This is a genomic window from Micromonospora sp. CPCC 205561 (assembly GCF_036906775.1).
GTDB lineage: Bacteria > Actinomycetota > Actinomycetes > Mycobacteriales > Micromonosporaceae > Micromonospora.
Map to the genome: position 1 here is coordinate 41,040 of NZ_JBAKHV010000036.1, position 26,714 is coordinate 67,753.

The following is a 26,714-nucleotide window of genomic DNA, read 5'->3' on the forward strand; positions in this document are numbered from 1 at the left end:
CCCTCCGCCTGCGGAGCGACAGCACCAGCGGCAAAGGCGTCACCGACGGTCGCAGATTACTCGACCATGGCGGGCTGGACCGTGTTGGGGTCACTCTCCGCCCCCATCGGGGGGATCTTGGGCATACCGGCGCGATACGTTGGCGTGCGTGAGCGCATCCCCGGTCTACCTGGACGCGGCCACCGCCGCGCCGCTGCACCCGGTCGCCCGGCAGGCGCTGCTGGCCGCCCTCGACGACGGCTGGGCCGACCCCGGCCGGCTCTACGCCCAGGCCCGCCGCGCCCGCCAACTCCTCGACGCCGCCCGCGAGGCCGCCGCGCAGACCCTCGGCGTCCGCGCCGACGAACTCTCCTTCACCCCCAGCGGTACGACGGCGGCGCACTCCGCCGTCCTGGGCGGCCTCTCCGGCCGGCGGCGGTCCGGCCGGACGCTGGTGCACTCCGCGATCGAGCACTCGGCGGTGCTGCACGCGGCCGAGTGGCACGTCGCGGCCGGCGGCACGGCGACCTCCGTACCGGTGGACCGGCTGGGCGGGCTCGACCTGGACGCCTGGGCCTCGGCGGTGCGGGCGCCCGGGGTGGCGCTGGCCGCACTGATCGCCGCCAGCCACGAGGTCGGCACGCTCCAGCCGGTCGGCGGGGCGGCGCGGGAGTGCGCGGCGGCCGGGGTGCCGCTGTACGTGGACGCCGCCCAGGTGGTGGGCAGGGCGGCGGTGCCGGCGGGCTGGTCGGTGCTGACCGCCAGCGCGCACAAGTGGGGCGGGCCGCCCGGGGTGGGGCTGCTGGTGGTGCGCAAGGGCACCCGCTGGGAGTCGCCCTGGCCGGCCGACGACCGGGAGGCGGGGCGTACGCCCGGCACACTCAACCTGCCGGCGGTGGTGGCGGCGGCGGCGAGCCTGCGCGCGGCGGCGGCCGACGCCGCGGCCGAGGCGTCCCGGCTGACGCCGCTGGTGGCCCGGATCCGGGCCCGGGTGGCGGCGGAGGTGCCCGACGTCGAGGTGGTGGGTGATCCCGACCACCGCCTGCCGCACCTGGTGACCTTCTCCTGCCTCTACGTCGACGGCGAGGCCCTGCTGCACGCCCTCGACCGACGCGGGTTCGCCGTCTCCTCGGGCTCCTCGTGCACCTCGTCGACGCTGCGCCCGTCGCACGTGCTGGAGGCGATGGGGGTGCTCTCGCACGGCAACGTGCGGGTCTCGCTGCACCGGGAGACGACGGAGGCCGACGTCGAGCGCTTCCTCGGCGAGCTGCCCGGCGTCGTGGCGGAGCTGCGCGCCGAGGCGGGGGTGGTGGGGCTGTGACCGCGCCGACCGAGATCCTCGACTGCCGGGGCCAGCGCTGCCCGCTGCCCGTGATCGCGGCGGCCCGGCGCCTGCCCGAGCTGCCCGTCGGCGCGGTGGTCCGGGTGCTCGCCGACGATCCGGCGGCGGCGGTGGACATCCCGGCCTGGTGCCGGATGCGCGGCCACGAGTTCCTCGGCACCCTCACGGGCCCCGACGGCCCCGCCTTCGACATCCGCCGCCGCCACTGACCCTCCCCCATTCCCGCCAGCCCCGCGCTCCCGCCGCCCCGCTCCCGCCGCCCCGCTCCCGCCCCGCGCCCGCCACCCTCGGCGATCTTGCACTTTCCGCCCCGACGTCTCGGACAAACAGCGCGAAGCGGGGGGCCGCAACTGCAAGATCGCGGAAGCGGGGCGGGGGCGGGGGCGGGGCGGGTTAGGGCAGTAGGTGCGGGCGGACGTCCTCGGCGGCGGCGTCGCCGTACGACTCGGCCAGGCGCTTGACGAAGAGGTCGCGCCGGACCTCGTACTCCTGCGTGCCGACGGTCTCCAAGACCAGCGTGGCGAGCAGGGAGCCGACCTGGGCGGCCCGTTCCAGGCCGAGACCCCAGGAGAGCGCGGTGAAGAAGCCGGCCCGGAAGCCGTCGCCGACCCCCGTCGGGTCGACCGCCCGGGTCTCCCGGGCGATCGGCACGTGGATCGGGTCGATGTCCCGCCCGGCGATCTCCACCCCGTGCTTGCCCAGTGTGGTGACCCGGATCTTCACCCGGTCGAGCAGCTGCGCGTCGCTCAGCCCGGCCTTGCTCTGCAGCAGCGACTTCTCGTAGTCGTTGGTCATCAGGTAGTCGGCGCCCTCGATCAGCGCGACGACGTCGTCGCCCTCCATCCGGGCGAGCTGCTGCGACGGGTCGGCGGCGAACGGGAAGCCCCGCTCCCGGCACTCGGTGGAGTGCCGGAGCATCGCCTCGGGGTCGTTCGCGCCCACCAGGACCAGGTCCAAGCCGCCGAGGCGGCGGGCCACCGGCGCCAGCTCGATGTTGCGGGCCTCACTCATCGCCCCGGCGTAGAACGAGGCGATCTGGCACATGTCGGTGTCGGTGGTGCAGACGAAGCGGGCGGTGTGCGCCACCTCGCTGACGTGCACCGAGTCGCAGTCGACCCCGTGCCGCTCCAGCCAGGAGCGGTAGTCGGCGAAGTCCGCGCCGACCGCGCCGACCAGAAGCGGGCGGAGGCCGAGCTGCCCCATGCCGAAGGCGATGTTGGCCGCCACCCCGCCGCGCCGCAGCACCAGGTCGTCCACGAGGAAGGAGAGCGAGACCTTGTGCAGCTGGTCGGCCAGGAACTGGTCGGCGAAGCGACCGGGGAAGCTCATCAGGTGATCGGTGGCGATCGAGCCGGTCACGGCGATCTTCATGTCAACCTCGGGGTCGGGAGCAGGGCGCCGGTCAGCCTACCGGCCCGGCCCTCTCAAGATGACCGGTCGAACGGCCCGGAGGCATCTTCTCGACGGCGCATCCGGGCCTGCCGCCCCGTCGATCCGGCCACCCGCCGACACCGGAGAACGACGGCGGGGCCGCCCCCGAAGGGACGGCCCCGCCGTCATCGACGCTGGTCAGCTCAGTTGAACGAGTCGCCGCAGGCACAGGAGTTGCCCGCGTTGGGGTTGTCGATGGTGAAGCCCTGTGCGTCGATCCGGTCGGCGAAGTCGATGGTGGCGCCGGTCAGGTAGGGGGCGCTCATCCGGTCGACGACGACCTCGACACCGTCGTAGTCGGTGACGACGTCACCGTCGAGCGACCGCTCGTCGAAGAAGAGCTGGTACCGCAGGCCGGAGCAGCCACCCGGCTGCACGGCGACCCGGAGCCGCAGGTCGTCGCGGCCCTCCTGCTCGATCAGGGCCTTGACCTTCTGCGCCGCGACGTCGGTGAGGACGACGGACGTGGGGGCCTTGGCCTCGGTCGACTCGGTCTGCGCTGGCGTGGTCACGTGAAATCTCCCTGCGCGGTTGGGTCCGGACGCACTGGCCAACATCTCGTGTCGCCCAGCCATTCCCGGTGTGGTCCGGATCCGATGGTACGCCGCTACGGCCGACCTCACCCCTCCGGCGTGAGCAGGGCCGCCGTCCCGACCGGCGGGCGTGCCGGGCGACCGCCGTCCCGACCGGCGCGGACGGGTGGCCGGGTGGGCGCGGGCCGGATCAGCGACTCCACTGCCGGGCCAGCCGGGCGCCGAGCGCCCGCAACCCCTCGGCCGGGCGCTCCAGCGCGGCGGCCAGCCCGCCGCCCTCCTCGCCCTCGAAGTGCTCCACCAGGCTGTACGCGTCGGTCACCCCGGCCGCCGCGGCCTCCCGCCGGCCGGTGCTCACCTGGCCGGCGAGCACCACGCAGGGCAGGCCCCGGTCGCGGGCCGCCCCGGCCACCCCGGCCACCACCTTGCCGCGCAGCGACTGGTGGTCGAAGGACCCCTCCCCGGTGATCACCAGGTCGACCGCGTCCAGCACGGTCTCCAGCCCGATCGCCCGGGTGACCAGGCCGATGCCCGACTCGCAGTGCCCGCCCAGCGCCAGGACGGCCGCGCCCAGCCCGCCGGCCGCGCCACCGCCGGGCAGGGCGCCCAGCCGCTCGGGGCAGCCCGGCAGGTCCCGCTCCAGCACACTGGCGAAGCGCTCCAGGGCGGCGTCGAGCAGCAGCACGTCGGCCCGGTCTGCGCCCTTCTGCGGGCCGAACACGCTGCTGGCCCCGTGCAGCCCGAGCAGCGGGTTGTCCACGTCCGTGGCGGCCACCAGCCGGACGTCGCGCAGCCGGGGCGCGCCGTCGAGGGCGTCCGCCGCCGCCAGCGCCGCGCCGCCGTACGGCAGGGCCCGGCCGGTGGCGTCCAGCGGGCTCGCGCCGAGCGCGGCGAGCATGCCGGCGCCGCCGTCGTTGGTGCCGGAGCCGCCCAGCCCGATCACGACCGTGCGGGCGCCGGCCTCCACGGCGGCGGCGACCAGCACCCCGAGCCCGTACGAGGTGGTGGACTTCGGGTCGCGCTCGCCCGCGTCGAGCAGGTGCAGCCCGCACGCCTGGGCGCTCTCCAGCCAGGCGGTCGCCCCGTCGTCGGTGAGCAGGATCTCACCGGCCGTGGGGCGGCCCAGCGGGTCGACGGTCGGCACCGCGACCCGGCGCCCGCCGAGCGCGTCGGCGAGCACGTCGAGGAAGCCGGGGCCGCCGTCGGAGAGGGGCCGGACGAGCAGGTCGTCGGCGGGGGCGACCTGCCGCCAGCCGGTGGCCACGGCGTCGGCGACCTGGGGGGCCGGCAGGGTACCGGCGAACTTGTCCGGGCAGAGCAGTACGCGCATGCGCAGCAGTGTGGCAGCACACACCGCTGGAGGCTGCGGCCAGGCCGCACTGTGGGACCATGGGGTACGTGACTTCGACCTGGGTGGAACCCTCCAACACCGCGACGGCACTGCTGCTGCTCGGCCGGGGCAGCGATCCCGCCACCGAGCGGGGCGTCGAGTGTCCGGGTGACCTGCCGGCGCCCAGCGACCCCGATCTGGTGGCCCGGGCGACAGCGGCGAAGGCGAAGCTGGGCAGCAGGGTCTTCGTGCTGGGGCACCACTACCAGCGCGACGAGGTGATCCAGTTCGCCGACGTCACCGGCGACTCGTTCAAGCTGGCCCGGGAGGCGGCGGCCCGGCCCGACGCGGAGTACATCGTCTTCTGCGGCGTGCACTTCATGGCCGAGAGCGCCGACATCCTCACCTCGGACGCGCAGAAGGTGGTCCTGCCGGACCTGGCCGCCGGCTGCTCGATGGCGGACATGGCCGTGCTGTCGCAGGTCGAGACGGCCTGGGACGTCCTCACCGAGCTGGGGATCGCGGCGGAGACCGTCCCGGTGACGTACATGAACTCCTCGGCGGACATCAAGGGCTTCGTGGGGCGCAACGGCGGCGTGGTCTGCACCTCGTCGAACGCGAAGCGGGCGCTGGAGTGGGCGTACCAGCAGGGGTCGAAGGTCTTCTTCTTCCCCGACCAGCATCTGGGCCGCAACACGGCGGTGCTGGAGATGGGCTTCTCGCTGGACGACTGCGTCCTCTACGACCCGCACAAGCCGAACGGCGGGCTCACCCCGGGGCAGCTGCGCGACGCGCGGATGATCCTGTGGCGCGGGCACTGCTCGGTGCACGGCCGGTTCACCCTCGACAGCGTCGAGGACGTGCGGGCGCGGGTGCCCGGGGTGAACGTGCTGGTCCACCCGGAGTGCCGGCACGAGGTGGTGACCGCCGCCGACCTCGTCGGCTCGACGGAATACATCATCAAGGCCATCGAGGCCGCCCCGGCCGGCTCGGCCTGGGCCGTCGGCACCGAGCTGAACCTGGTGCGCCGGCTCGCGCTGGCCCACCCGGACAAGCAGATCATGTTCCTGGACAAGGCGGTCTGCTACTGCTCGACCATGAACCGCATCGACCTCCCCCACCTGGTCTGGGCGCTGGAGGAGCTGGTGGCGGGCCGCGTGGTCAACCAGATCACCGTCGACCCGGACACCGCCCACCACGCCCGGGTGGCGCTGGACCAGATGCTCGCCCTGCCCGGGGCCGACACCCCGCCGCCGACGACGGCACTCTGATCACCGTCGGTAGCGGGCCTGGCACGGAAAAGGGTCCGATCACCGATAAATGCCCCCAGGGGCGATGTGCCCGGGTCCGTACTCGTCACCGAGGGCTATGCTGCCCGTGCGACGACTCACGCGGGCCGTTTCGACATGGCCGCATTCCGGGTAGCGATGACAATCGCTGGCCCACCATCCACACGGCAGCACCGACGCGCTGGAGGTTGCGTTGACCGACGACGTCCTGGTCGTACACGGAGGCACTCCGCTTGAAGGGCGGATCCGCGTGCGCGGCGCGAAGAATCTGGTCTCGAAGGCGATGGTCGCCGCCCTGCTGGGCGACAGCCCGAGCCGGTTGTTCGACGTGCCGAAGATCCGCGACGTCGAGGTGGTCCGCGGTCTGCTCGGCCTGCACGGCGTGAAGGTCACCGACGGCCAGGAGGACGGCGAACTCGTCTTCGACCCGGCGAACGTGGAGAGCGCCAGCACCGACCAGATCAACGTGCACGCGGGCTCCAGCCGGATCCCGATCCTGTTCTGCGGTCCGCTGCTGCACCGCCTCGGCCACGCCTTCATCCCCGACCTGGGCGGCTGCCACATCGGGCCGCGCCCGATCGACTTCCACCTCCAGGCACTGCGGGAGTTCGGGGCGACGGTCGAGAAGACCCCCGAGGGGCTGCACCTGTCGGCGCCGAACGGGCTGCACGGCACCAAGTTCTCGCTGCCGTACCCGAGCGTCGGCGCGACCGAGCAGGTGCTGCTGACTGCCGTGATGGCCGAGGGGGTCACCGAGCTGCGCAACGCCGCGGTGGAGCCGGAGATCATCGACCTGATCTGCATCCTGCAGAAGATGGGCGCGATCATCAAGGTGCACACCGACCGGGTCATCGAGATCCAGGGTGTGCCGAGGCTGCACGGCTACACGCACCGGCCGATCCCGGACCGGATCGAGGCGGCGAGCTGGGCGGCGGCGGCGCTGGCCACCCGCGGCCACGTCGAGGTGCTCGGCGCGCAGCAGGCCGACATGATGACCTTCCTGAACATCTTCCGCTCCGTCGGCGGCGAGTACGAGGTCACCGACGCCCGCCCGCCGAAGCTCGGCGACCCGGGCCAGGAGGGCGGCATCCGGTTCTGGCACCCGGGCGGCGAGCTGAACGCCGTGGCGCTGGAGACCGACGTGCACCCCGGCTTCATGACCGACTGGCAGCAGCCCCTGGTGGTGGCGCTGACCCAGGCCCGGGGCCTGTCCATCGTCCACGAGACGGTCTACGAGCAGCGGCTGGGCTACACCGAGGCGCTGAACTCGATGGGCGCCAACATCCAGGTCTACCGGGACTGCCTGGGCGGCACCCCGTGCCGCTTCGGCCGGCGCAACTTCAAGCACTCCGCGGTCATCGCGGGGCCCAGCAAGCTGCACGCCGCCGACCTCGTCATCCCCGACCTGCGGGCCGGCTTCAGCCACCTGATCGCCGCGCTGGCCGCCGAGGGCACGTCCCGGGTCTACGGCGTCGACCTGATCAACCGGGGCTACGAGGACTTCGAGGCGAAGCTCGCCGACCTGGGCGCGCACGTCGAGCGTCCGTAACGCCCACCACTCCCGGCCGCGCCCGGTGCACCGCGATGTGCACCGGGCGCCGGCGTTTGGCTACCCTTTCCGCGTGCCGTCGCTGTTTCGCCGCAAGCCCACCGACCTCGCCGACGAGGCCGTCACCTCGGTGACCCCCGACGAGGAGTCCACGGCCGCCCAGCCCCGGGCCTACACCCCGAGCAAGAAGGAACTGGGCAAGGTCACCCCCAAGCGGCCGACCGCCGGCCGTCGGCCGGCCGCGGCCACCAAGCCGTTGACCAAGGAGGAGCAGCGGGAGCGCAAGCGCGAGCTGCGCGCCGAGGCGGCGGCCGAGTTCCGCCGCGAGGGCGGTCCCCGCGACCGCGGCCCGGAGCGGCTGCTGGCCCGCAACGTGGTCGACTCCCGGCGTACGGTCGGCACCTGGTTCTTCGGCGGCGCGCTGATCGTGCTGATCGGCTCGAACGCCGCGATGCCCCCGATCGTCCGCCTGGTCTCCAACGTCCTCTGGGGGGCGCTCGCCCTGGGCGTGGTGGTCGACTCGCTGCTGATCTCCCGCAAGATCGGCAAGCTGGTCCGGGAGCGCTTCCCCAAGACCGGGCAGCGGATGGGCTCGCTCTACCTCTACGCCATCATGCGGTCGATCACGTTCCGGCGGATGCGCGCCCCCGCGCCCCGGGTGAACATCGGCGACCCGGTCTGACCCCGCCGCGCCGACGGCCCCTCCCGCCCGGCGGCGAGGGGCCGTCGCCGTCGTGCGGGGCGGGCGCGCCCGCCGGTCGTCGGCGGCCTCAGCGGCCCCGGTAGAGCCGGGCCACCACGTCCTCGATGTCCGGCTCGACGATCGAGACGTCCCGCAGCGCGCCCAGGCGGGCCAGGGCCGCCACCACGTCCGGCACCGCCGCCGACTCCAGCGCGAAGACCAGCCGGTGCCCGTCGGCCTCCTGGCGGTGCAGCGGCGCGCCAGGCAGCACCGGCGGCGCGGGGAGCGGCGCCTCCAGGTCGGCGACGAGCAGGCGGCGTGAGCCGTACCGCTCGTGCAGTTCGGCGATCGACCCGTCGTGCACCACCCGCCCGTGGTCGACCACCACCAGGCGCCGGCAGAGCCGCTCGATGTCGGCCAGGTCGTGCGTGGTGAGCACCAGCGTCGTGTCGCCGGCCCGGCCCAGCTCGCCGAGGAAGCCACGGACGGCCTGCTTGCTGACCACGTCGAGGCCGATGGTGGGCTCGTCGAGGAAGAGCACCTCCGGGCCGTGCAGCAGCGCGGCGGTCAGCTCGCCGCGCATCCGCTGCCCGAGGGAGAGCTGCCGGACCGGGGTGTCCAGGAAGGGGTCCAGGTCGAGCAGGCTCCGGCAGCGGCGCAGCCGGGCGGCGTGCGCGTCGGCGGGCACCCGGTAGACGTGCCGCAGCAGCGCGAACGAGTCCCGCAGCGGCAGGTCCCACCAGAGCTGCGAGCGCTGACCGAAGACCACGCCGACGCGCAGCGCGAGCCGGGTCCGCTGGGCCACCGGGCGCAGGCCGCAGACGCGTACCTCGCCGGCCGAGGGCGTCAGGACGCCGGTGAACATCTTGAGCGTCGTCGACTTGCCGGCGCCGTTGGGCCCGATGTAGCCGAGCATCTCGCCGCGGGCCACCCGCAGGTCGATCCCGTCGACCGCGGTGACCCGCCGCTTCTCCCGCCGCAGCCGGCCGGCCCGCACCCGCACGGTGAAGTCCTTGCGCAGCCCGTCGGCCACGATCACGTCGTCGCTCACGACCCCGTACTCCGGTAGTGGCGGACCCCGGTGCGCCAGGCCGCCGCCGCCCCGCCGGCCGCGACCAGCGCGACGGCCGGCGCGGCCCAGCCGACCCATGCCGGCAGGCCGAGCGGGTCGGCGCGGCCGAGCAGCGCCAGCGCCGGGTGGTAGCTGACGAAGGCGAAGCCCAGGCCGTACGCGAACAGCGCGCGGAACCAGCCCTCGAAGACCGTGATCGGGTACGAGGTGAAGTCCCGGCCGCCGTAGGTGACCGAGTTGGCCAGCTCGCCGGAGTCGACCCACCAGAACGAGACGGTGGCGGTGGCCACGAAGACGGACCCGAAGAAGACCACGCCGGCCAGCGGGGCGAGGACCACCAGCAGCGCCCGCGCCGGGGTCCACTGGACGCCCGCCGAGCCGACGGCGACGACGAGCACGGCGAGCCCGAAGAGCGCGCGGGAGACCTTGCGCAGCGGCAGGTCCATCAGCAGCAGCTGCGGCAGGGCACCCAGCGGACGGACCAGCACGGCGTCGAAGAGCCCGGTGCGCACGTACCGGGGCAGCCGCTCGATGTTGCCCACCAGCAGGTCGGCGACGGCGAACGCGCACGTCGAGAGGCCGACGATCACCAGCGTCTCGCGCAGCGTGAAGCCGCCCAGCTCGCTGGTGACCCCGAAGATGACCAGCACGGTGAGCACGTCGAGGACGGTGGAGCCGACGTTGCCGGCCAGGTCGATCGCGAACGAGGCGCGGTACGCCGTCTGGGCGCGGGCCTGGGCGCCGAGCAGCGCCCGGTACGCCGCCAGCGTGCCGGCGGGCGCGTCAGCCACCCTGCACCACCAGGCGGCGCTCGGCGCGGCGCTGCACCAGCCGGCAGGCGGCCAGGACCAGGGCCGCCCAGGCGAGCTGGAGGCCGACCAGCCCGACCTGGACGCCGGTCGGGTCCCGTTCGACGAGCACGTCGAGCGGGGTCTGGAGCAGGCTCGGGAAGGGGGTGCCCAGCCACAGGACGAGTTGGAGCCACTCCGGCAGGAAGCGCAGCGGGAAGTAGAGCCCGGCGAGCACGCCCGAGGCCAGGGTCCACAGGATCACCGGCCCCCGGACGTCGTGCAGCCAGTACGCGGTCGCGTTGACCAGGAAGCGGCAGCCGAAGCAGAGGACCACGGCGGCCACGGCCGAGAGCGCGAAGATCGGCGGGGTGGACCAGCGTCGGGGCACGTACACCTCGAAGAAGAGCGGCCCGACCAGCACCGGCGGGAGGAGTCGGACCAGCGCGGCGTAGCCGGCGCGGCCCAGGTCGGCGGCGAGGTAGCCGGTCACGGGGTGCACCGGTCGGAGCAGGTCGCTGGCGACGTCGCCGGTGCGGATCCGGTCGGCCAGCTCGCTCCACCCCCAGAGCAGCACGACCGCCAGCAGGCCCTGGCCCACCCAGACGAAGGTGGCGAGCTGACCCCGGTCGTACCCGGCCACGGTGCCGGCGGCGCCGGTCGCCGCGAGCAGGACGTAGCACCGCAGGAAGCCGAAGACCGTGTTCGTCACGACGCCGGCCAGGGCCGCCTGCCGGTACGTGGCGTAACGCCGGAAGCCTGATCCGGTTATAGCCCTAAATGTCCGGAACCATGGGATAACGTTTGAGGTGGTGGGCGGTGCCACAGTGGCGGTGAGCGAGCCCACGCCGCTACCCTCCTTCCGCAGCCACGCCATGCCGGACCGGGCGACTCTACCGGCACGTGGGGCGCCCAGCGCGACAATTCTCAACGAGGTGACATCGCCGTGAGCGAGCGGACGCGGGCCGGCCACCGGGGCTCCGCCGTGAGCGAGCGGACGCGGACCGGTCGCCCGTACGCGCTCCCGCGCCGACGGCGCGCCGCGGCCGCCCCGCCTACCCTCCGTGTCGACGGGGCACCCGGATGAGCCGCTACGCCGACCACTGGCACGACTCCGCCGAACCGGCCTGGATGATCGAGCCCACCACCGAGTGGCACCCGCAGTTCCCCGGTCAGCGCTACGCGGGCGACATCGGCGAGCAGCACCCCTCCCCGGCCGCTCCCCGGGGACGCGCGGCCGTCGGTCGGGCCGAGGTGCCCCCGCTCGCGCCCACCCGGCCCGACGGGACGTACATCGGCCGCTCGTGGGACGACCTGCCCGACGGCTGGGCCGGGCGGCAGGACGGCTGGAACGGCCGCCCGGAGGGCGGCGACGCCCGGCGGTACGGCGACGAGCCGTACCGGCGCCCGCACGCCGAGCCGAACCCGCTGGACGACCGGCAGTGGCCGCCCCGGCAGGAGCCGCCGCACCGCAACGCCGGAGGCGGGTTCGACGCCCCCGGCCGGCCCGTGGACTCGCCCCGCCAGCGCGAGCACGCCGGCCAGGACCGCTACGACACCCGCGCCCCCCGGTACGAGCCGGCGGGGCGGGACCGCCCCGTCTCCCCCGCCGGCCGGGCCGAGCCGGGCTGGCTCCTCGAGCCGGACGAGGACGGGCCCCGCCGGTCGCCCGCGTACGAGCGGCCCGACCCCGGCTACGACCACCGACCCGGTTCCCGCCCCGACCACGGGCCCCCGCCCGGCCACGACCCCCAGGCCGATCGCGCCCACGACCGCCGGACGGAGCCGGGACACGGCCGCCGGGTCGACCCGGGCCACGACCGACGGGCGGCACCGGGACACGACCGCCGGACGGAGTCCGTCGACGATCGCCAGGCGGCCGACGGCGGGCACCGCCCGCGCTACCAGTGGGGCACCCCCGCCCCGGAGCCCCGGCCCTCGGAGGGGCGGTGGGAACGCGGAACTGGCGGGCAGTGGGACCGTCCCGGCGACGGGCAGCGCGACCAGCCCTCCGACGGACGGTGGACCCGGTCGCCGGACGTGCAGCGGGACCGCCCCTCCGACGGACAGTGGACCCGGTCGCCCGACGCGCACGGGGAGCGCGGCTCGGGCGGGTGGGGCCGTGAGCCGGGCGTACCCGCCGACGGGTGGCGGCGCCCCGACCAGGGCCCCGTCGGGCAGCAGCCGCGCCCCGACGGACAACGGCGGCAACCGGAGCCCGACGAGCGCTGGCGGACGCGCGAGGCGTCGGCGCGCGCCGAGACGTACCCGGAGCGTGGTCCGCACGACGCGGCCGCGCGTGCCCAGACGTACCCCGAACACGGTCCGCGCCCAGACGCCCGGCCGGACGCCCGCCGGGAGGCGGAGGCGTACCGGGAGCCCCGCGGAGACCAGCGCCAGGACGGCGGCCTGCCCTGGCCACCGCCCGCCCCGCTGCGACCCGGTGCCGCGCAGGACGCGGCGCGCCCCGCGGGGCCGCGCCCCGAGCACGGGCGCCCGGCCGACCACGCCCAGCCGGGACACCCGCGCGAGGCCACGGCACGGCCGGTCCCGCCCGGGTACGACGTACCGCGACCGTCGCCCACCTCCGGCGCACCGTTCTCTGGCGCACCGACCTCGGGGGCACCGACCTCGGGGGCACCGACCTCGGGGGCACCCACCTTCGGGCCGCGGGTTGCCGGACCGGGCGGGTTCGGGGCGCACGGCGGGGACGTTCCGGTCGCCGCGCGCCCGGTCTCCCCCGCGCCCGCCGGCGACCTGTCGCGCTCCGACCGGCCCGGCCCGGCCGCGCCGCCCCCCGGCCGGCCGGTGCCGCCCGCCGGCCCCGTCTCCTCGGTGCCCGCCTCGCCCGCGGGCCCGGTCACCGGGCCGAGGTCACCCGGCGGCCCTCCCGCCGGGCGGGCCACGCGGTTCGGCCCGCCCTCCGAGCCGACGTCACCGGCTGGCCCTGTCTCCGCGCCCGCACCGGTCGGCGGAGCGCCGGTGCCCGCACCCACCAGCGGAGCGCCCGTCGGCGGCGCCCCGCTCACGCCGGCCACCGGGGAGCCCCTCGCCGCCCGTCGCCAGCCGCATCCCGCCGCCGAGGACGACGTCGCCCCGGTCTCGGCGCCACCCGCCGCCCGGCTTCGCCTGGAGTTCCTGCCCGCTCCGGAGGCGACAGCCAGCCGGGTCGTCGGACCTGAACCGACGTCGCCAGGGCCGTCCCCGGCGCCCCACCCCGGCGCGCCCACCCCGCGCCCGACGGCAGCCGCGCCCGACGGGCTCCGGCCCGTGCCCGAGGCCCCGGCTGCCACGTCGACCGGCCGGCCGCCGGAGGCCCACCCCGGCGAGACACCTCGCGCCCGCGAGGACCCCACGGTGCCGACCGGGCGGAGCACCGCGCCACCGCCCATCGCCCCTGACCGGCCCAGGCGGTACGTCCCGCCACCGCCGAGCACTCCCGAGACGCCGGTGGGCCCGCGACGTCCCGAGCCCGCCTCGGGCGGGGCGGACGCCTGGTTCCGGCCCTCCCGGCCCACGCCGCCCCTGCCCACGCCGGAGGAGACGCCTCCCGCCGGCCGGGCCGACGCGCCCCCGACCGCCACCGACACGACGAGCACCGCCGCGACCCCGGCTGCCACGCCGACCCCGAGGACCGCCCCCGACGTCGCCGACGATCCCCACCTCGCCCCGAACACGGCCGACGTCCCCAGCGCCGCGCCGGACACGGTCGACGGTCCCCGTGCCGCGTCGGCCCCCGGTGCCGCGCCGGGACCGAACGCCACGGGAGCCGCGGGCGCTGCCGCCAACGCGGGCGGGAACCCCGATACCGCCCCGGCTCCGAAAGCCACGCCGCCGCCGAACGTCGCGCCGCCGCCGAACGTCGCGCCACCGCCGGCACCGCCGGCACCGACGCCGAGTGTCGCGTTCGCTCCGGCCGCCGAGCGGGTCCCGGGGGTCGGGCCGACGCCGACCGGCACCGACGCCCGGAGCCCCGCCCTGGCCCCGAACGCCGCCGACCCCACCTCCGGGCGCACGCAGGCCCCGCCGGCCACGGACACGTCGCAAGCCGCGGAATCCCCGCTCGCCACCGACGCCCCGGGGTCGTCCAAGGACGCCCCGTGGTCCACCGACACCCCGGGGTCCACCGAAGTCTCGCGGGCCACGGAGGCACCGGACGCGGCCCCGGCGCCGATCGTCGCCCCGATCCCCGCTGCCGCACCGGCACGGGCCGGCGCGCCGGACGTGACACTCGACGCGCCTCCGACGGCCGCCGCCGACAGCTCCGCATCGCCCCGGCCGGAGTACGGCGGCCCGAAGTCGCCCACCGACACCGACCGCATCACGGCCGCACCGGCGACCCCACCCGCCGCTCCCCCGCTGGTACCGGCCACCCCGGCGATGACCGATCCGCCGGCCGCCCCGGCGGTAGCGGCCCCGCCGGTCACGCCGGTGGTAGCGGCCCCACCGGTCACGCCGGTGGTAGCGGCTCCCCCGGCCACGCCGACGCTGTCCATGGCGCCGGCGCCCGCCGTCCCTGAACCCGGGACCGGTCCGACCACCACTCCGGCCCCGGCACCCGCGTCACCGACCCCCGCGACCACCAAGGCACCCGCGCTCCCCATGCCCGCGGCACCCGCGCCGCACGCGCCCGGGACCGCACCGTCCGGACCACCCAGCGCCACGCCGTCGGACACCGGGTCGCCCACGCCGCCGGACACCACGCCGGCCACGCCGTCGGACACCACACCCCCTGACACCGCGCCGGCCACGCCGTCGGACACCACGCCGCCGGGCCCCGTACCAGCCACGCCACCGGTGGTCGCGGGGCCGGTCGCCGACCCGCCCGCGACACCACCCGTCGGCACGCCACCGATCGCGGAACCGATCACCCCGGTCGCCGCGCCGCCCGCCCGCCCGGTGTCGGCGCCGCCGTCCGTACGGCCGGCGACGGCGCCGGTGCTCGGCCCGGGGTCCGGGCCGTCGGCGGAAACCGCCGCGCCCGTCGACGCCGCCACCGAGGGCACAGGAGCGGCGGTACGCGACGAGGACGCGCCCTCCGCCGCGGCGGCGCTCGACGTACCGCCGCCCGTCAGCCCGGCCACCGCCGCCGCCGATCACGACGCCCGTGTGCCGCACGTCCCCCTGGAGTGGACACCCGCACCGCCCCTCCCGGACGCGGGTGCCCCGGCGCCTCGCACCGTCGACTCGGAGACTTCCGATCCGTACGCGATCGACACCGGCGCTCCCCGCGAGGCGATGGGCGGCCCGGACACCCCGACTTCGTCCGCGGTCGACCGCGCCCCCGATCCGGCGTCCGGGTCGGCCGGCGGAATGCCGGACGCCCCTGCCGCGCCCGCCGGTGCAACACCATGGCTGTCACCGAGCGACTTCGACACCCGTGGTGTTTCACTCGACGCCGATCCGCGCCCTGGTTTCGCTCCGCCTGCCGGCTCCTCGGCGGCATCGGCGTCGGCGTCGGCGGTAGCCCCCGGGGTCGCCTCGCCGTCGAGCGGCGCGGACGCGCCGCGGACAGGTCCCGCCGCGCCCTCTTCGGCGACGGCGACGGCGCCGAGCGAGCCGGCTTCAGGAGCGCCACCAGCCCAACCCACCGCCACGCCACCGGCCCAACCCACCGCCCCACCGGCCCAAGCCGCCACGCCACCGGTTCGACCCACCACGCCACCGGCCGACGCTGCCGCGCCAGCGGCACGCCCCATGTCCGGGCCGCGCGACGCACCGCCGCCGAACGGGCCACGCAACGCCCCGCCGGCCGAGCCGCGCGACGCACCGCCACCGGACGGGCCGCGCGACGCCTCGTCGCCGGACGGGCCGCGGGAGCACGTTCGGCTGAGCGCCGCGCAGGACGATCCGGAGCAGGTGCTGGCGAGCCATCGCTGGCGGCTCGATCCGGCGACGCTGCGGGAGGTGGTGGAGGAGCCGGGTGAGTTCCGGACGATCCGGCGGCGGCTGACCGAGAAGCTGGGATCGGCCGTGGACAACCGCTCGCGCGCCCGACTGCTGAGCCTGCGGGCGGTGGTCTCCCGGCTCCTCGGCGAGCTGGACGACGCGCTCGCCGACGGCCGGCTCGCGCTCACGTACGCCGAGGCCACCGGGGAGTTGCGGCGCACGGCGGTGGCCCAGGCACGGCTGGCGCACGTGTTGCGCTGGCGCGGCGAGTTCGTCGAGGCCGACCGGCTCTTCGCCGAGGCGAACTCCACCGAGCTGCCCGAGCGGCTGCGCGCGGTGCTGCACGAGCACGCCGGCCGGTCCTGCTACGACCAGGGTCGGCTGATGGAGGCCTGTCACCACTTCGAGCGGGCGCTGGACCTGCGCGGCACCGAGGACGCCGAGTTGCAGGCGCGGATCCGGCTGAGCCTGGACGCGGTGGCGCGGCGGGTCGCGGAGACGGGCTTCGGGCCGTACCCCCGCAGCCGCGAGGAGGTTCTGGAGCGTGACCGACCCCCGGTGCCGGCGCGCGACGGCGACCTGTGGGGTTTCGCCGACCCGGACGGCGACATGGTCATCGCGGCCGAGTACGCGGAGGCGCAGGCGTTCCGCGAGGGCCTGGCCTGGGTACGGCGCCCGGCCGCCGAGTGCTGGTCGTTGGTCGACCTGGCCGGCGGCACGGTGCTCGATCCGTCGTACCCGGTGGTCCGCTCGTTCTCCGACGGGCTGGCCTGGGTCTCTTCGGGCGGCGACGCCGGTTGGGTGGCGATCGACGCCACCGGCGAGGTGATCGTGCCGCACGGCTTCGCGGACGTCCGGCCGTTCCGGCGTGGCGTGGCGGTGGTCCGACGCGACGGCTGGGGCGCGGTGGACCGCAACGGCCGCGTCGTGGTGCCGACCCGGCACCACGGCTTCGTCACGGTCCTGGCCGACGGCCGCTACGTCGAGGGTTTCACCGACGAGGGGCTGGCCGTGGTGGACGTGGCGGGTCGGCGCGGCGTGCTGGACCGCACCGGCAGGGTGGTGGTCCCACCCCTGCACTCGGCGCTGGTGATCCATCCGGTCGCGTTCCTCGTCGGCGACGACACCGGCCGGTGGGGCGCGCTGGACCGCCGGGGTGAGCCGCTGATCGAGCCGGTGCACCGCGACCGCGACGAGGTGGTGGCCGAGATCGAGCGGCTCCTGGTCGACACCAGTCCGGTGCTCTGAGCGACACGGAGTCCGGCACGGGAGGTGGCCATGATCCGGACGGGCTAGGGTCGGTTCATGGAATTCCGTCACCTGGGCCGTTCCGGCCTGATGGTCAGCGAGATCTCGTACGGCAACTGGATCACCCACGGCTCGCAGGTCGAGGAGGACGCGGCGTTCGCCTGCGTCCGGGCCGCCCTGGACGCCGGCATCACCACCTTCGACACGGCCGACGTGTACGCGGGCACCCGCGCCGAGGACGTGCTGGGCCGCGCGCTGGAGGGCGAGCGGCGCGAGGGGCTGGAGGTCTTCACGAAGGTCTACTGGCCCACCGGGCCGGGCCGCAACGACCGGGGCCTGTCCCGTAAGCACATCATGGAGTCGATCAACGGCTCGCTGCGCCGGCTGCGCACCGACTACGTGGACCTCTACCAGGCCCACCGGTACGACTACAGCACGCCGCTGGAGGAGACGATGGAGGCGTTCGCCGACGTCGTGCACTCCGGCAAGGCGCTCTACATCGGCGTCTCGGAGTGGAAGGCGTCGCAGATCCGCGAGGCCCACCAGCTCGCCCGGGAGCTGCGCATCCCGCTGGTCTCCAACCAGCCGCAGTACTCGATGCTCTGGCGGGTCATCGAGTCCGAGGTCGTCCCCACCAGCGAGGAGCTGGGCGTCGGGCAGATCGTCTGGTCCCCCATCGCGCAGGGGGTGCTCTCCGGCAAGTACCTGCCGGGCCAGCCGCCGCCGGCCGGCTCCCGCGCCACCGACGAGAAGTCGGGCGCCGGCTTCATCTCCCGGTTCATGACCGACGAGGTGCTGACCCGGGTGCAGCAGCTCAAGCCGCTGGCCGAGCAGGCCGGGCTCAGCATGGCGCAGCTCGCCGTCGCGTGGGTGTTGCAGAACCCGAACGTCTCCTCGGCGATCGTCGGCGCCTCCCGCCCCGAGCAGGTGCACGACAACGTCAAGGCGGCCGGCGTGCAGCTCGACGCCGGGCTGCTCAAGGCGATCGACGAGATCATCGACCCGATCGTCGAGCGCGACCCGGCCCGCACGGAGTCCCCCGCCGAGCGTCCGTGACGCGTCCCGGCCCGGCCGGCCCGGCTCGTCGGCCGGCCGGGCCGGGGAGCGCCACCACGGGCCGGCGCCGGGCCGGGCGGGCGGCCCCGGTCAGCCCTGCCAGAAGCGGATCAGGTCGAGGCCGACGGCGTAGAGCCACGCGGGCAGGCCGAGGGCGTCGCCGACGGCGAAGACCGCGTCGAAGAACCAGCCGCCGAGCCGCGGGTTCCACAGCAGCGCGAACAGCAGGATGAAGCCGAACGGGGCGAACAGGTCGTACATCTTGCGCCACTGCGCGTTCAGCCACGGTTGGATCATGTTGCCGCCGTCCAGCCCCGGCACCGGGAGCAGGTTGAGCACGCTCGCGGTGAGCTGGAGGAACGCCAGCAGCGCCACGGCCGCCCAGAACTCGACCGGCCCGCCGCCGGCCGCCCCGAGGCGCACGGCGAGCACCAGGACCAGGGTGAAGAGCACGTTGGTGGCCGGGCCGGCGAGGCTGACCAGGGTGTGCCGCAGCCGCCCCGGGATGGCGTGCCGGTCGACCCAGACCGCGCCGCCGGGCAGGCCGATGCCGCCGAGCAGCACGACCGCCACCGGCAGCGCGATCGACAGCAGCGGGTGGCTGTACTTGAGCGGGTTGAGCGTCAGGTAGCCCCGGTGGGCGACGCTGCGGTCGCCGGCCCGGAACGCCACGACCGCGTGGGCGTACTCGTGCAGGCACAGCGAGACCAGCCAGCCGGACACGACGAAGAGGAACACGCCGAGGCGTACGCCGCCGATCCCGTTCCAGGTGAGCACCCCGCTGGTGGCGAAGAGCGCGACCAGGGCGAGGAAGACCGGGCTGGGCCGGAACGCCGCCCGGGGCACGCCGAGCACCAGCGGCTCGCCCCCCGGGCGGTCGTCCGCCATCACTCCGCCGGGGGCAGCAGGCTCATCCGGTATTCCACCCGGTCGTCCTCGACGAGCGCGACCGAGGTGACGCCGGACGCCGCGAGCTCGCGCCAGGCCTGGCCGATCCAGGACTCGGCGTCCGCCTGGCTGCCGAACGACTCCGCCGGCCCCTCGGCCGACTCGCCGTTCGCGCCCTCGTACCGCCAGCTCCACGCCATGCCGCGTCTCCCCTCGCCGCTGATGTCCCGTGGGACGAACCCCCGCCAGCGTAGTCGGCCGCGCGCGGGGCGGCCCGACATCCGTACGGCGGACGTGGACCGCCGGCGCGACGCAGGGTTTCCCGGCGGCTGTCCGGGTATGGGCCTCTGACGCGCGACGGGCGGTCGCGGACCGCCGACGGGCTCCGGAGGAGGCGACGATGGACGAACCGCTGCACGACAGGGACACCGAGGCGCTGCGGAGGATGGCGGTGCGCGGCGGCATCGTGGGCGCCGAGGGCATGGAACGGGAGGACCTGCTGGACGCCCTGGTGGCCCGGCCCGGTGAGGGCGCCTGGCAGGAGGACCCGAAGCCGGCGGCGGTCAACCCCAACGACTTCCAGTACCGGGCGCCCCGGTAGGCCCCGCCGCCCGGTCGGCCGCGGTTCCCGCCGGGCGGGGTGGGGGCTGACAGGACGGGCGGACCCTATATAGAGTACGAGCATGAGGCTCACCCTGCAGGTGCAGCTGGTGCTGCGCGCCCTGCTCGCCGATCCCGAGCGCGAGTGCTACGGGCTGGAGATCGTGGATGCGACGGGGCTGCCGCCCGGCACCATCTACCCGATCATGGCGCGGCTGGAGGCGGCCGGCTGGGTGGGCAGCCGGTGGGAGCGGATCGACCAGCACGCCGAGGGCCGCCCCCGCCGCCGCTACTACCGCCTGACCGGCGGGCCGGCGGACCCGGCCGGCGAGGGGGTCGCGCAGGCCCGCGCGGCACTCGCCGAGGCCGACGCGCGGCAGCGGGCCCGGCGCGGCCGTCGGCTGGCGGGCCCGGCGAGCGCCGCCGGGAGCGTGTCGTGCGCGGGCTGACCAACCGGCTCCTGGCGGGCGTACTGGCCGCCGGCGCCACGCTGCTCCCCCGCGCCGACCGGGCCCGCTGGCGCGAGGAGGCGCTCGCCGTACTGCTCGACGCGCCGCCGCCGCTGCGCTGCCGGTACGCCGTCGACACGCTGGTCAAGCTGCCCGTCCTGGCCTGGCAACAGCGGCGGGCCGCCCGGGCGGCACACCCGCCGCTGAGCTGGCCCGTCTCGGTGTGCGCGGGGGCCGGGCTGCTCGTCGTCCCGATCGTCATGGTGAGCGCGCTCGCGCTGACGTCGGTGATCGGCGAGGAGGCCGCCGAGTTCCTGTTCCTGATCTCCCCCTGCGGCATGCTGCCGGCCGTCGCGGCGAGCTCCTTCCACCGGGCCCGACGGCGCGGTGGCGGTGCCCGCCGCCACCTGCTGGCGGCCCTGGTGGCCCTCTTCGCCGGCACCGGCCCGATCGCCGCCGGCGTCCTGGCCGCGGGGATCGGCGCGGCGGGGGGCGGTGACCGGCTGACCGTCACGGTCGCCCTCGTCGCCGGTCTCCTCCCGGGTGGCTGGCTGCTGCACCGCGGCGTGTGGGCGCTGGTCCGCGGGCGTGGCCCGACCGCGCTCGGCGCCCTCGGCGCCGCCGCCGGCGCCGGCCTGCTGGGGGTGCCCGTCGGCCTGTACCTCGGCCTGGTCGCCCCCGGGCTGACGTGGCTCAGCCTCCTGATCAGCGTGCTGGCGCTGCTCGTGCTGGTCCCGTCCTTCGTCGGCTGGTCGGTCTGGGCCGGCCTCCGGCTGCTCGCCGGCCGGTCGGAACCGTTCGTCGCGTGAGAGTCGGCCACACCCCGCACCTCCGGGGGGCCGCGCCCGGGCGCTGGCTCTAAAGTACGGGCATGTCCGTTGACGGGTGGAACACGGTCCTGGTGCTCGGTGGCATCCGGTCCGGGAAGTCCGAGTTCGCCGAGTCCCTGGTCGCCGACGCGCCGACGGTCCGCTACGTGGCCACCGCCGCGGACGCGCCCGCCGACGACGCGGAGTGGGCGGGCCGGCTGACGGCGCACCGCGCCCGTCGCCCGGAGACCTGGACCACCGAGGAGACCGCGGACGACCCGCGCCGCCTGGCGGACGTGATCGCCGCCGCCGGCCCGAACGACACGCTGCTCGTCGACGACCTGGGCGGTTGGGTCACGGTGCTGCTCGACCCGGCCCACCAGCCGGCCGACGACACCGCCACCGTCGCGGAACTCGCGGCGGCGGTCCGCGCCTGCGCGGCCCGCCTGGTGCTGGTCAGCCCCGAGGTGGGGCTCTCGCTGGTGCCCACCACCCCGCTCGGGCGGGCGTTCGCCGACGCGCTGGGCGCGGCCAACCGGGCGGTCGCCGACGCCTGCGACGCCGTGGTCCTCGTGGTCGCCGGCCAGGCGGCCTGGCTGAAGCCGGCCACGGCGGGGCCCGCCACCGCGCCGGCACAGCTCGCCCCGCCCCGCCCGGCCGCCGCCGAGCCCTCCGCCGCGACGGGCGGACCGGTGGCCGCGCCGGAGCCCTCCCCGGACGTGTTCACCCCCGGCGTCCCGGCGGCGCCGGACGGCGGCGGCGAGGCGTCGGGCGGCACCGGCTGGGCCGCGCCGACCATGGCGCTGCCGATGCTCGCCACGGGCCTGGTCATCCAGCCCGGGATGGAACTGCCCATGCCCGACGAGTACGCCGGCCCGCAGGCGATCGAGCGGCTGGCGACGCTGGACGTGCCCGGGGCCGGGCTGGGTGTGCTGGAGCGGGCGGTCGGGTTCGCCGCCGCCACCCAGGGCACCGCCACGCCGACGCCCTGGGGCGCCGTACGCGTGCTGCTGCTGCACGGCGACCACCTCGGTGGCGCCGCCGCGGGCGCCGTGCCGGGCGAGTCGACCCGCCGAGCCCGGCAGGCCCGCGCCGGCCAGGGGGTGCTGGCCCGCCTGGCCGCCGAGAGCGGCGCCGAACTACAGGTGGTGGAGGTGCCCACCTCCGCACCGATGGAGACCGGGCCGACGCTAGACGGCGAGCAGGTCGAGGCGGCCCTGCGGTACGGCTGGCGGCTCGCCGAGGAGGCCGCCGACGCGGGCGTGCGGCTGCTGGTGCTCGCGGCGTGCGGCGCCGGCACCGAGGCCGCCGCGGCGGCGGTGCTGGCGGCGACCGCGGGCGCCGAGACGCCGGCGGTGCTGGGCCGGGTGGTCACCGACTCGGGCGAGATCGACGACGCCGCCTGGATGCGGCGGTGCGCGGCGACGCGGGACGCCCTGCACCGGACCCGCGACTCGCCGCGCGGCGCCAAGGACGTGCTGGCCGAGCTGGGGGGCGGTGACGTCGCCGTGGCCACCGGCGTCCTGCTCGGCGCCACCGCCCGCCGGGTGCCGGTCATGCTGGACGGGCCGGTCGGCGTGGCCGCCGCCATGGTCACCCGCGACCTGGCCGGGCAGGCCCGGCACTGGTGCCTGCTGGCCGACCACGGCGGGCACCCCGCCGTCCGGCTCGGCGCCGACGTGCTCGGCCTGACGCCGCTGCTCGACCTGCGGCTCGACCTGGGCGAGGGCGCGAACGCGCTGGTCGCGCTGCCGCTGCTGCGCTCGGTGCTGGCGCTGGCCGCCGCGCTGCCGGCCCACCCCGCACTCGGCGGTGGCGACGAGCCGGACACCGACGGCGACGACGAGGCGTGGACCGGCCCGGACGAGGACGACTTCCGCGAGCCGGAGCCGGCCGGCCCGGGGCCGACCAGCACCGATCCTCGGCCGGAGCCGGTGGACCCGTCCGGCCGGCGTGCCGGCTGAGTCGCGGCTCGCCGACGGGGCGCGGCTGGCGCTGACCACCTTCACCACGCTGCCGGTGCGCGCCGGCCGCGTCGACCGGTCGGTGGCGGGGGCGGCGATGGCGCTCGCCCCGGCGGTCGGCGTGCTGCTCGGCGTCGTCCTCGCCGGCGTCCTGCTGCTCCCGGGCGCGCTCGCGCCCCCGCTGGTCGCGGCGGCGGTGACCGTCGGCACCGGGGCGCTGCTCACCCGCGGGCTGCACCTCGACGGGCTGGCCGACACCGTGGACGCGCTGGGCTCGTACCGGCGGGGCGCGGCCGCGCTGGAGATCATGAAGAAGCCGGACGTGGGCCCGTTCGGGGTGGTCGCGCTGGTGGTCGTACTCCTGGTGCAGGCCGCAGCCCTCGCGGAGCTCGCGGCACGGTCGTGGCCGGCGGCGCTCGCGGCGGTGGTCGCGGCGACCGCCGCCGGCCGGTTCGGGGTGGCGGTGGCCTGCCGGCGGGGGGTGCCGGCCGCCCGTCCGGAGGGGCTCGGCGCGCTGGTCGCGGGCACCGTCGGGCCGGTCGCGCTGGCGGCCGGGGCGGTCGCGGTCGCGCTGCCGGCGCTCGCGGCCGTGCCCGACCGGCCGTGGCAGGGGCCGCTCGCCGTCGCCGTCGCCCTCGCCGTCGCGCTGGGGCTCCTGCGGCACGTGGTACGCCGGCTCGGCGGCATCACCGGCGACGTGCTCGGCGCGACCGTGGAGGTGGTCACCACGCTGGTCTACCTGGGAGTGGTGCTGTCCGGCTGAACGGGGCCCGCCGCGGCGGGTAGCGTTCTCCCACGACAGCACCCGCCGACCGGGGGACGACATGCTCATCACGGACGACTTCCTGCCCGTACCGGTTCCGGAGTCGCTGAGCGCGACCTACCTGGTGCCCATGACGGGCCTGCCGAAGGTGAGCGCGAAGACCGCGGTGGGGCGCCTCTCCGGCCGGCTGGCGGAGCCCGTGCACGGGTTGGCGCGACACATGCTCGACAGCCCGCTGATGAGCGTGGACACCCGGCCGATCTCGGAGTTCCCCGAGCTGCCGCCGGACCTGCTCACCGCGTTCGGCGCCACCGAGGCGCAGCTGGCCCGGCTGGCCGCCGCGAGCCACCTGGTCGTGGTGCAGGCCGAGTACCGCCCCGGCTGGCCGCCGGCGCACGAGTGGGCGGCCCGGGCGGTCGCCGCCGCCGTCGCCGAGTCCGTCGACGGTGACGTGGTGGACGTCTTCGGCCTGCAGTTCCTCGACCCGGCGACGGCGCTGCGCTCGCTCCCCGACGACCAGGGCCGCATCCGGCTGGTCGACTGGGTGCTGGTGCCCTACTCCTCCGACGCCGAGGGGCTCTGGTTCACCACGAAGGGGCTGCGCCGCTTCGGGCTGCTTGAGCTGCAGACCCAGGGCGTGCCCGACCACCTGACCCGGGCCTGGGGGGCGGTCATGACCGGTGCCGCCCGGCGGCTGCTGCGGGACTGGACCGACGGGCTCTCCGGTGAGGAGGTGCCCGCGTTCGTGCAGCTCCCGGTGCTGGCCACGGTGACCGGGCACGACATCGCGGTGGCGTACGGCAATCCGGAGCAGCACGGGGCGACGGCGCCGGTGCTGCTGCGGCTGGAGCTGGACCCGGCCACCGACCCGGAGGCCGACTCGTTCCTCAGCCTGCGCCCGCCCCCCGGGCACCCGGGGCCGGACGGCCGCTACTACGCCGCCGCCTGCGCCACCCTCTTCGCCGGCATCCAGCCGGACGTGCGCTACGCCCGCCCGGACGACGCGATGAGCAAGGCGATCGCCACCGCGCGCGCCGGGCTGGGCGACATCCGGGCCCGGTTCCTCGCCGACCAGCTCCCGCCGGAGACGCAGCTCGTGGTGAAGTACGGCCTGCCCGGCGACGACGGACCCGAGTTCGTCTGGGCCGGGGTGACGTCCTGGGACGCGCCGGAGCGGATCGTGGCGGCCAGCGCGTGCGACGCCAACACCGACCCCACCGTGCGCATCGGCTCGCCGGTGGTGGTGGAGGCCACCGACGTCGTGGACTGGGCCGTGCTCGACGGGACCGGGGTCGTCGAGGGCGGCTGGACCCAGGCGGTGCTCGACGCCGGTGAGCGCCCCCGCCCGCCGCTCTGACCGGGCGCGCTACCTGACCGACGGGTTCACGAACGGGGGACGGGTGACCCGCATCCGGGCGCGCCGGCCCCGGATGTCGACCTCGACCAGGTCGCCGTCGGCGAGCTTCGCGGCCGTGTCCAGCAGCGCCAGGGCGATGCCCTGCTTCCTGGTGGGCGAGAACGTGCCGCTGGTGATCGCGCCGACCCGCGCGTCGCCGACGTGCACCGCCATGCCGGGGCGCGGGATGGCCCGGTCGACCGCCTCCAGGCCGCGCAGGGTGCGCGCCGGGCCGGCCGCCTTCTCGGCGAGCAGCGCGTCGCGGCCCCAGAAGGCCGGCTTGTCCCAGCCGACCGCCCAGCCGGAACGGCCCTGCACGGGAGTGATCTCCAGCGACAGGTCCTGCCCGTGCAGCGGGTACCCCATCTCCGTGCGCAGGGTGTCCCGGGCGGCCAGCCCGCAGGCGCGCAGCTCGAACGCCGCCCCGGCGGCGAAGAGCGCGTCCCAGACCGCGACCGCCTGCCCGGCCGGCGCCACCAGCTCGTAGCCCAGCTCGCCGGTGTAGCCGGTGCGGCAGACAGTCAGCGGGACCCCGTCGAGGGCGGCGGTGGAGAAGCTCATGTACTCGTGCCCGGTGGGCAGCCCGAGCGCGTCGAGCAGCTCGGCCGAGCGCGGCCCCTGCACCGCGAGGACGGCGTACGCCTCGTGCTCGTCGGTGACCGTGACCGACGCCGGGGCGGCCGCGCGCAGCCGGCGTACCACCTCGGCGGTGTTCGCGGCGTTCGGGATCAGGAAGACGTGCTCGTCGGTGTGCAGGTAGGCGATGATGTCGTCCACCACGCCGCCGGTGGCGTCGTCGCAGCAGAGCGTGTACTGCGCCCGGCCCGGCCCGATCCGGCCCAGGTCGTTGCTGAGGCAGGCGTTGACGAACTCCGCCGCGCCCGGCCCGGTCACCCGGGCCTTGCCCAGGTGCGAGACGTCGAAGACGCCCACCCCGGCGCGGACCGCGGCGTGTTCCCTGAGCACCCCGCCCCCGGCGTACTCCAGCGGCATCTCCCAGCCCCCGAACGGGGCGGACTTCGCGCCGAGAGCGGTGTGCCGCTCGTGCAGCGGAGAACGGCGCAGCCGGGTCGCGGCGGCGTCGGAGGTCACGTCTGTCATGGGTGGGAACTTACCGGGGGTCGGCCGGCTGGTTAGCATCGGCGGGACCCGTCGGAGCCGTCGGCGGGACAGCCCCGATCTCCGGCGGGTACGTTCCGCCGGAGACCTTCATCGCCGGTACGCGACGACGCGACCGGCCCGGCCCGCCCGGAGTGGCTTCAGTGACATCGCCCAGCACCACCCTCAGCCTGGTCGACACCGACCCCGCCGAGCTCGCCGTCGACGCGATCGTCATCGGCGTACACAGCCAGACCGGAGAGCAGGACGCCACCAGCGGCCTCGCCGGCACCCTGCTGCTGGCGAGCGGCGGCGAGAGCATCGCCGCCGCCTTCGACGGCAGGCTGACCGAGACGCTGGCCCTGCTGGGCGCGACCGGCGGCCCCGGCGAGGTGATCAAGTTGGCCACGCTCGGCACGGTGACGGCCCCCGTGGTCGCCGTCGTCGGGCTCGGCCCGGAGCCGACCGGCGCCGCCCCCGCCCCGGAGACCCTGCGGCGGGCCGCCGGCGCGGCCGTGCGGGCGCTCGCCGGCGCGCCGCGGGTGGCGCTCGCGCTGCC

At 76.2% G+C, this 26,714-nt stretch carries 22 protein-coding genes and 1 pseudogene; 14 read left to right on the plus strand and 9 right to left on the minus strand.

What is annotated here, in order from left to right; genetic code table 11:
• The first annotated feature begins 148 nt into the window (after positions 1 to 148).
• Together V6V16_RS19100 and V6V16_RS19105 are read left to right on the plus strand one after the other, a co-directional pair.
• Entirely contained in the window at positions 149 to 1,300 is a 1,152-nt protein-coding gene (locus V6V16_RS19100) for a cysteine desulfurase family protein (protein ID WP_334563891.1), read from the plus strand.
• Positions 1,297 to 1,530 carry a sulfurtransferase TusA family protein gene (locus tag V6V16_RS19105; protein ID WP_334563893.1) on the plus strand — a complete coding sequence of 78 codons (234 nt, stop codon included), beginning with the start codon at positions 1,297 to 1,299 and terminating at the stop codon, positions 1,528 to 1,530. The genes V6V16_RS19100 and V6V16_RS19105 overlap by 4 nt, the downstream gene beginning before the upstream one ends.
• Positions 1,531 to 1,714: 184 nt before the next feature.
• Here the strand turns inward: V6V16_RS19105 and V6V16_RS19110 are convergent, their stop codons facing one another.
• The 3 genes from V6V16_RS19110 to V6V16_RS19120 all read right to left on the minus strand — a co-directional run bounded on the left by V6V16_RS19110 (position 1,715) and on the right by V6V16_RS19120 (position 4,615).
• Positions 1,715 to 2,692, minus strand: a complete 978-nt coding sequence (locus tag V6V16_RS19110) for a carbohydrate kinase family protein (protein WP_334563895.1) — start codon at positions 2,690 to 2,692, stop codon at positions 1,715 to 1,717.
• A 203-nt stretch (positions 2,693 to 2,895) separates the two neighbouring features.
• On the minus strand, positions 2,896 to 3,264 hold the full coding sequence (erpA, locus tag V6V16_RS19115; protein WP_334563897.1) for an iron-sulfur cluster insertion protein ErpA: 369 nt from the start codon (positions 3,262 to 3,264) through the stop codon (positions 2,896 to 2,898).
• Positions 3,265 to 3,475: 211 nt separating this feature from the next.
• Positions 3,476 to 4,615 (minus strand): glycerate kinase family protein, encoded by a 1,140-nt coding sequence (locus tag V6V16_RS19120; protein ID WP_334563899.1) that lies wholly within the window; start codon positions 4,613 to 4,615, stop codon positions 3,476 to 3,478.
• A 68-nt stretch (positions 4,616 to 4,683) separates the two neighbouring features.
• On the opposite strand from V6V16_RS19120, the gene nadA reads away from it, so the two are divergent.
• The 3 genes from nadA (at position 4,684) to V6V16_RS19135 (ending at position 8,135) form a co-directional block, all read left to right on the plus strand.
• Positions 4,684 to 5,886 (plus strand): quinolinate synthase NadA, encoded by a 1,203-nt coding sequence (nadA, locus tag V6V16_RS19125; protein WP_334563901.1) that lies wholly within the window; start codon positions 4,684 to 4,686, stop codon positions 5,884 to 5,886.
• 211 nt (positions 5,887 to 6,097) lie between these two features.
• Complete coding sequence (gene murA / locus V6V16_RS19130) at positions 6,098 to 7,453, plus strand: UDP-N-acetylglucosamine 1-carboxyvinyltransferase (RefSeq protein WP_334563902.1); 1,356 nt, start codon at positions 6,098 to 6,100, stop codon at positions 7,451 to 7,453.
• A gap of 73 nt (positions 7,454 to 7,526) precedes the next feature.
• Complete coding sequence (locus tag V6V16_RS19135) at positions 7,527 to 8,135, plus strand: DUF3043 domain-containing protein (RefSeq protein ID WP_334563904.1); 609 nt, start codon at positions 7,527 to 7,529, stop codon at positions 8,133 to 8,135.
• A gap of 88 nt (positions 8,136 to 8,223) precedes the next feature.
• Here the strand turns inward: V6V16_RS19135 and V6V16_RS19140 are convergent, their stop codons facing one another.
• Genes V6V16_RS19140 through V6V16_RS19150 form a run of 3 tightly spaced genes read right to left on the minus strand, consistent with a single transcriptional unit; the run spans position 8,224 to position 10,842 of the window.
• A complete protein-coding gene (locus V6V16_RS19140; RefSeq protein WP_334563906.1) occupies positions 8,224 to 9,186 on the minus strand; it encodes an ABC transporter ATP-binding protein in 963 nt (320 codons plus the stop codon).
• Positions 9,183 to 9,998, minus strand: a complete 816-nt coding sequence (locus V6V16_RS19145) for an ABC transporter permease (protein ID WP_334563909.1) — start codon at positions 9,996 to 9,998, stop codon at positions 9,183 to 9,185. Before V6V16_RS19145 ends, V6V16_RS19140 begins: the two co-directional genes overlap by 4 nt.
• Complete coding sequence (locus V6V16_RS19150; protein WP_334563936.1) at positions 9,991 to 10,842, minus strand: ABC transporter permease; 852 nt, start codon at positions 10,840 to 10,842, stop codon at positions 9,991 to 9,993. Before V6V16_RS19150 ends, V6V16_RS19145 begins: the two co-directional genes overlap by 8 nt.
• 4,553 nt (positions 10,843 to 15,395) lie before the next feature.
• Here V6V16_RS19150 and V6V16_RS19155 point away from each other — a divergent pair.
• Both V6V16_RS19155 and V6V16_RS19160 read left to right on the plus strand, forming a co-directional pair.
• Positions 15,396 to 17,132, plus strand: a pseudogene (locus V6V16_RS19155) (WG repeat-containing protein); the annotation flags it as partial.
• 57 nt (positions 17,133 to 17,189) lie between these two features.
• Positions 17,190 to 18,188, plus strand: coding sequence for an aldo/keto reductase family protein (locus tag V6V16_RS19160; RefSeq protein WP_334563911.1), 999 nt, complete (start codon positions 17,190 to 17,192; stop codon positions 18,186 to 18,188).
• A gap of 90 nt (positions 18,189 to 18,278) precedes the next feature.
• Here V6V16_RS19160 and V6V16_RS19165 read toward each other — a convergent pair whose 3' ends face one another.
• The gene (locus tag V6V16_RS19165; protein WP_334563912.1) at positions 18,279 to 19,076 is read right to left on the minus strand and encodes a site-2 protease family protein; all 798 of its coding nucleotides are present in this window, start codon (positions 19,074 to 19,076) and stop codon (positions 18,279 to 18,281) included.
• The gene (locus V6V16_RS19170; RefSeq protein ID WP_334563913.1) at positions 19,076 to 19,276 is read right to left on the minus strand and encodes a hypothetical protein; all 201 of its coding nucleotides are present in this window, start codon (positions 19,274 to 19,276) and stop codon (positions 19,076 to 19,078) included. The genes V6V16_RS19165 and V6V16_RS19170 overlap by 1 nt, the downstream gene beginning before the upstream one ends.
• A 200-nt stretch (positions 19,277 to 19,476) precedes the next feature.
• Between V6V16_RS19170 and V6V16_RS19175 the strand changes: the two genes are divergently transcribed.
• The 6 genes from V6V16_RS19175 (at position 19,477) to V6V16_RS19200 (ending at position 25,018) form a co-directional block, all read left to right on the plus strand.
• Entirely contained in the window at positions 19,477 to 19,677 is a 201-nt protein-coding gene (locus tag V6V16_RS19175) for a hypothetical protein (RefSeq protein WP_334563914.1), read from the plus strand.
• 82 nt (positions 19,678 to 19,759) lie between these two features.
• A complete protein-coding gene (locus tag V6V16_RS19180) occupies positions 19,760 to 20,125 on the plus strand; it encodes a PadR family transcriptional regulator (protein WP_334563916.1) in 366 nt (121 codons plus the stop codon).
• The gene (locus V6V16_RS19185; RefSeq protein WP_334563918.1) at positions 20,113 to 20,934 is read left to right on the plus strand and encodes a hypothetical protein; all 822 of its coding nucleotides are present in this window, start codon (positions 20,113 to 20,115) and stop codon (positions 20,932 to 20,934) included. The genes V6V16_RS19180 and V6V16_RS19185 overlap by 13 nt, the downstream gene beginning before the upstream one ends.
• A 62-nt stretch (positions 20,935 to 20,996) precedes the next feature.
• A complete protein-coding gene (locus tag V6V16_RS19190; RefSeq protein ID WP_334563920.1) occupies positions 20,997 to 22,898 on the plus strand; it encodes a bifunctional adenosylcobinamide kinase/adenosylcobinamide-phosphate guanylyltransferase in 1,902 nt (633 codons plus the stop codon).
• Positions 22,888 to 23,661, plus strand: a complete 774-nt coding sequence (gene cobS, locus V6V16_RS19195) for an adenosylcobinamide-GDP ribazoletransferase (RefSeq protein ID WP_334563922.1) — start codon at positions 22,888 to 22,890, stop codon at positions 23,659 to 23,661. Before V6V16_RS19190 ends, cobS begins: the two co-directional genes overlap by 11 nt.
• Before the next feature lie 61 nt (positions 23,662 to 23,722).
• Positions 23,723 to 25,018 (plus strand): DUF2314 domain-containing protein, encoded by a 1,296-nt coding sequence (locus tag V6V16_RS19200; RefSeq protein ID WP_334563924.1) that lies wholly within the window; start codon positions 23,723 to 23,725, stop codon positions 25,016 to 25,018.
• A 9-nt stretch (positions 25,019 to 25,027) separates the two neighbouring features.
• On the opposite strand, the gene gcvT is transcribed toward V6V16_RS19200, so the two are convergent.
• The gene (gene gcvT, locus V6V16_RS19205; protein ID WP_334563926.1) at positions 25,028 to 26,158 is read right to left on the minus strand and encodes a glycine cleavage system aminomethyltransferase GcvT; all 1,131 of its coding nucleotides are present in this window, start codon (positions 26,156 to 26,158) and stop codon (positions 25,028 to 25,030) included.
• Positions 26,159 to 26,319: 161 nt separating this feature from the next.
• Between gcvT and V6V16_RS19210 the strand changes: the two genes are divergently transcribed.
• Positions 26,320 to 26,714 (plus strand): M17 family peptidase N-terminal domain-containing protein (locus V6V16_RS19210; RefSeq protein ID WP_334563928.1); only part of this gene is annotated, 395 nt, incomplete at its 3' end.

Excerpts from the sequence above, each read along its gene's own strand:
- V6V16_RS19190 (WP_334563920.1), top strand. The coding sequence starts at position 20,997 with ATGTCCGTTGACGGGTGGAACACGGTCCTGGTGCTCGGTGGCATCCGG.
- V6V16_RS19180 (WP_334563916.1), top strand. The coding sequence starts at position 19,760 with ATGAGGCTCACCCTGCAGGTGCAGCTGGTGCTGCGCGCCCTGCTCGCC.
- V6V16_RS19200 (WP_334563924.1), top strand. The coding sequence starts at position 23,723 with ATGCTCATCACGGACGACTTCCTGCCCGTACCGGTTCCGGAGTCGCTG.
- V6V16_RS19175 (WP_334563914.1), top strand. The coding sequence starts at position 19,477 with ATGGACGAACCGCTGCACGACAGGGACACCGAGGCGCTGCGGAGGATG.
- V6V16_RS19120 (WP_334563899.1), bottom strand. The coding sequence starts at position 4,615 with ATGCGCGTACTGCTCTGCCCGGACAAGTTCGCCGGTACCCTGCCGGCC.
- V6V16_RS19110 (WP_334563895.1), bottom strand. The coding sequence starts at position 2,692 with ATGAAGATCGCCGTGACCGGCTCGATCGCCACCGATCACCTGATGAGC.
- V6V16_RS19160 (WP_334563911.1), top strand. The coding sequence starts at position 17,190 with ATGGAATTCCGTCACCTGGGCCGTTCCGGCCTGATGGTCAGCGAGATC.
- gcvT (WP_334563926.1), bottom strand. The coding sequence starts at position 26,158 with ATGACAGACGTGACCTCCGACGCCGCCGCGACCCGGCTGCGCCGTTCT.
- V6V16_RS19170 (WP_334563913.1), bottom strand. The coding sequence starts at position 19,276 with ATGGCGTGGAGCTGGCGGTACGAGGGCGCGAACGGCGAGTCGGCCGAG.
- V6V16_RS19165 (WP_334563912.1), bottom strand. The coding sequence starts at position 19,076 with ATGGCGGACGACCGCCCGGGGGGCGAGCCGCTGGTGCTCGGCGTGCCC.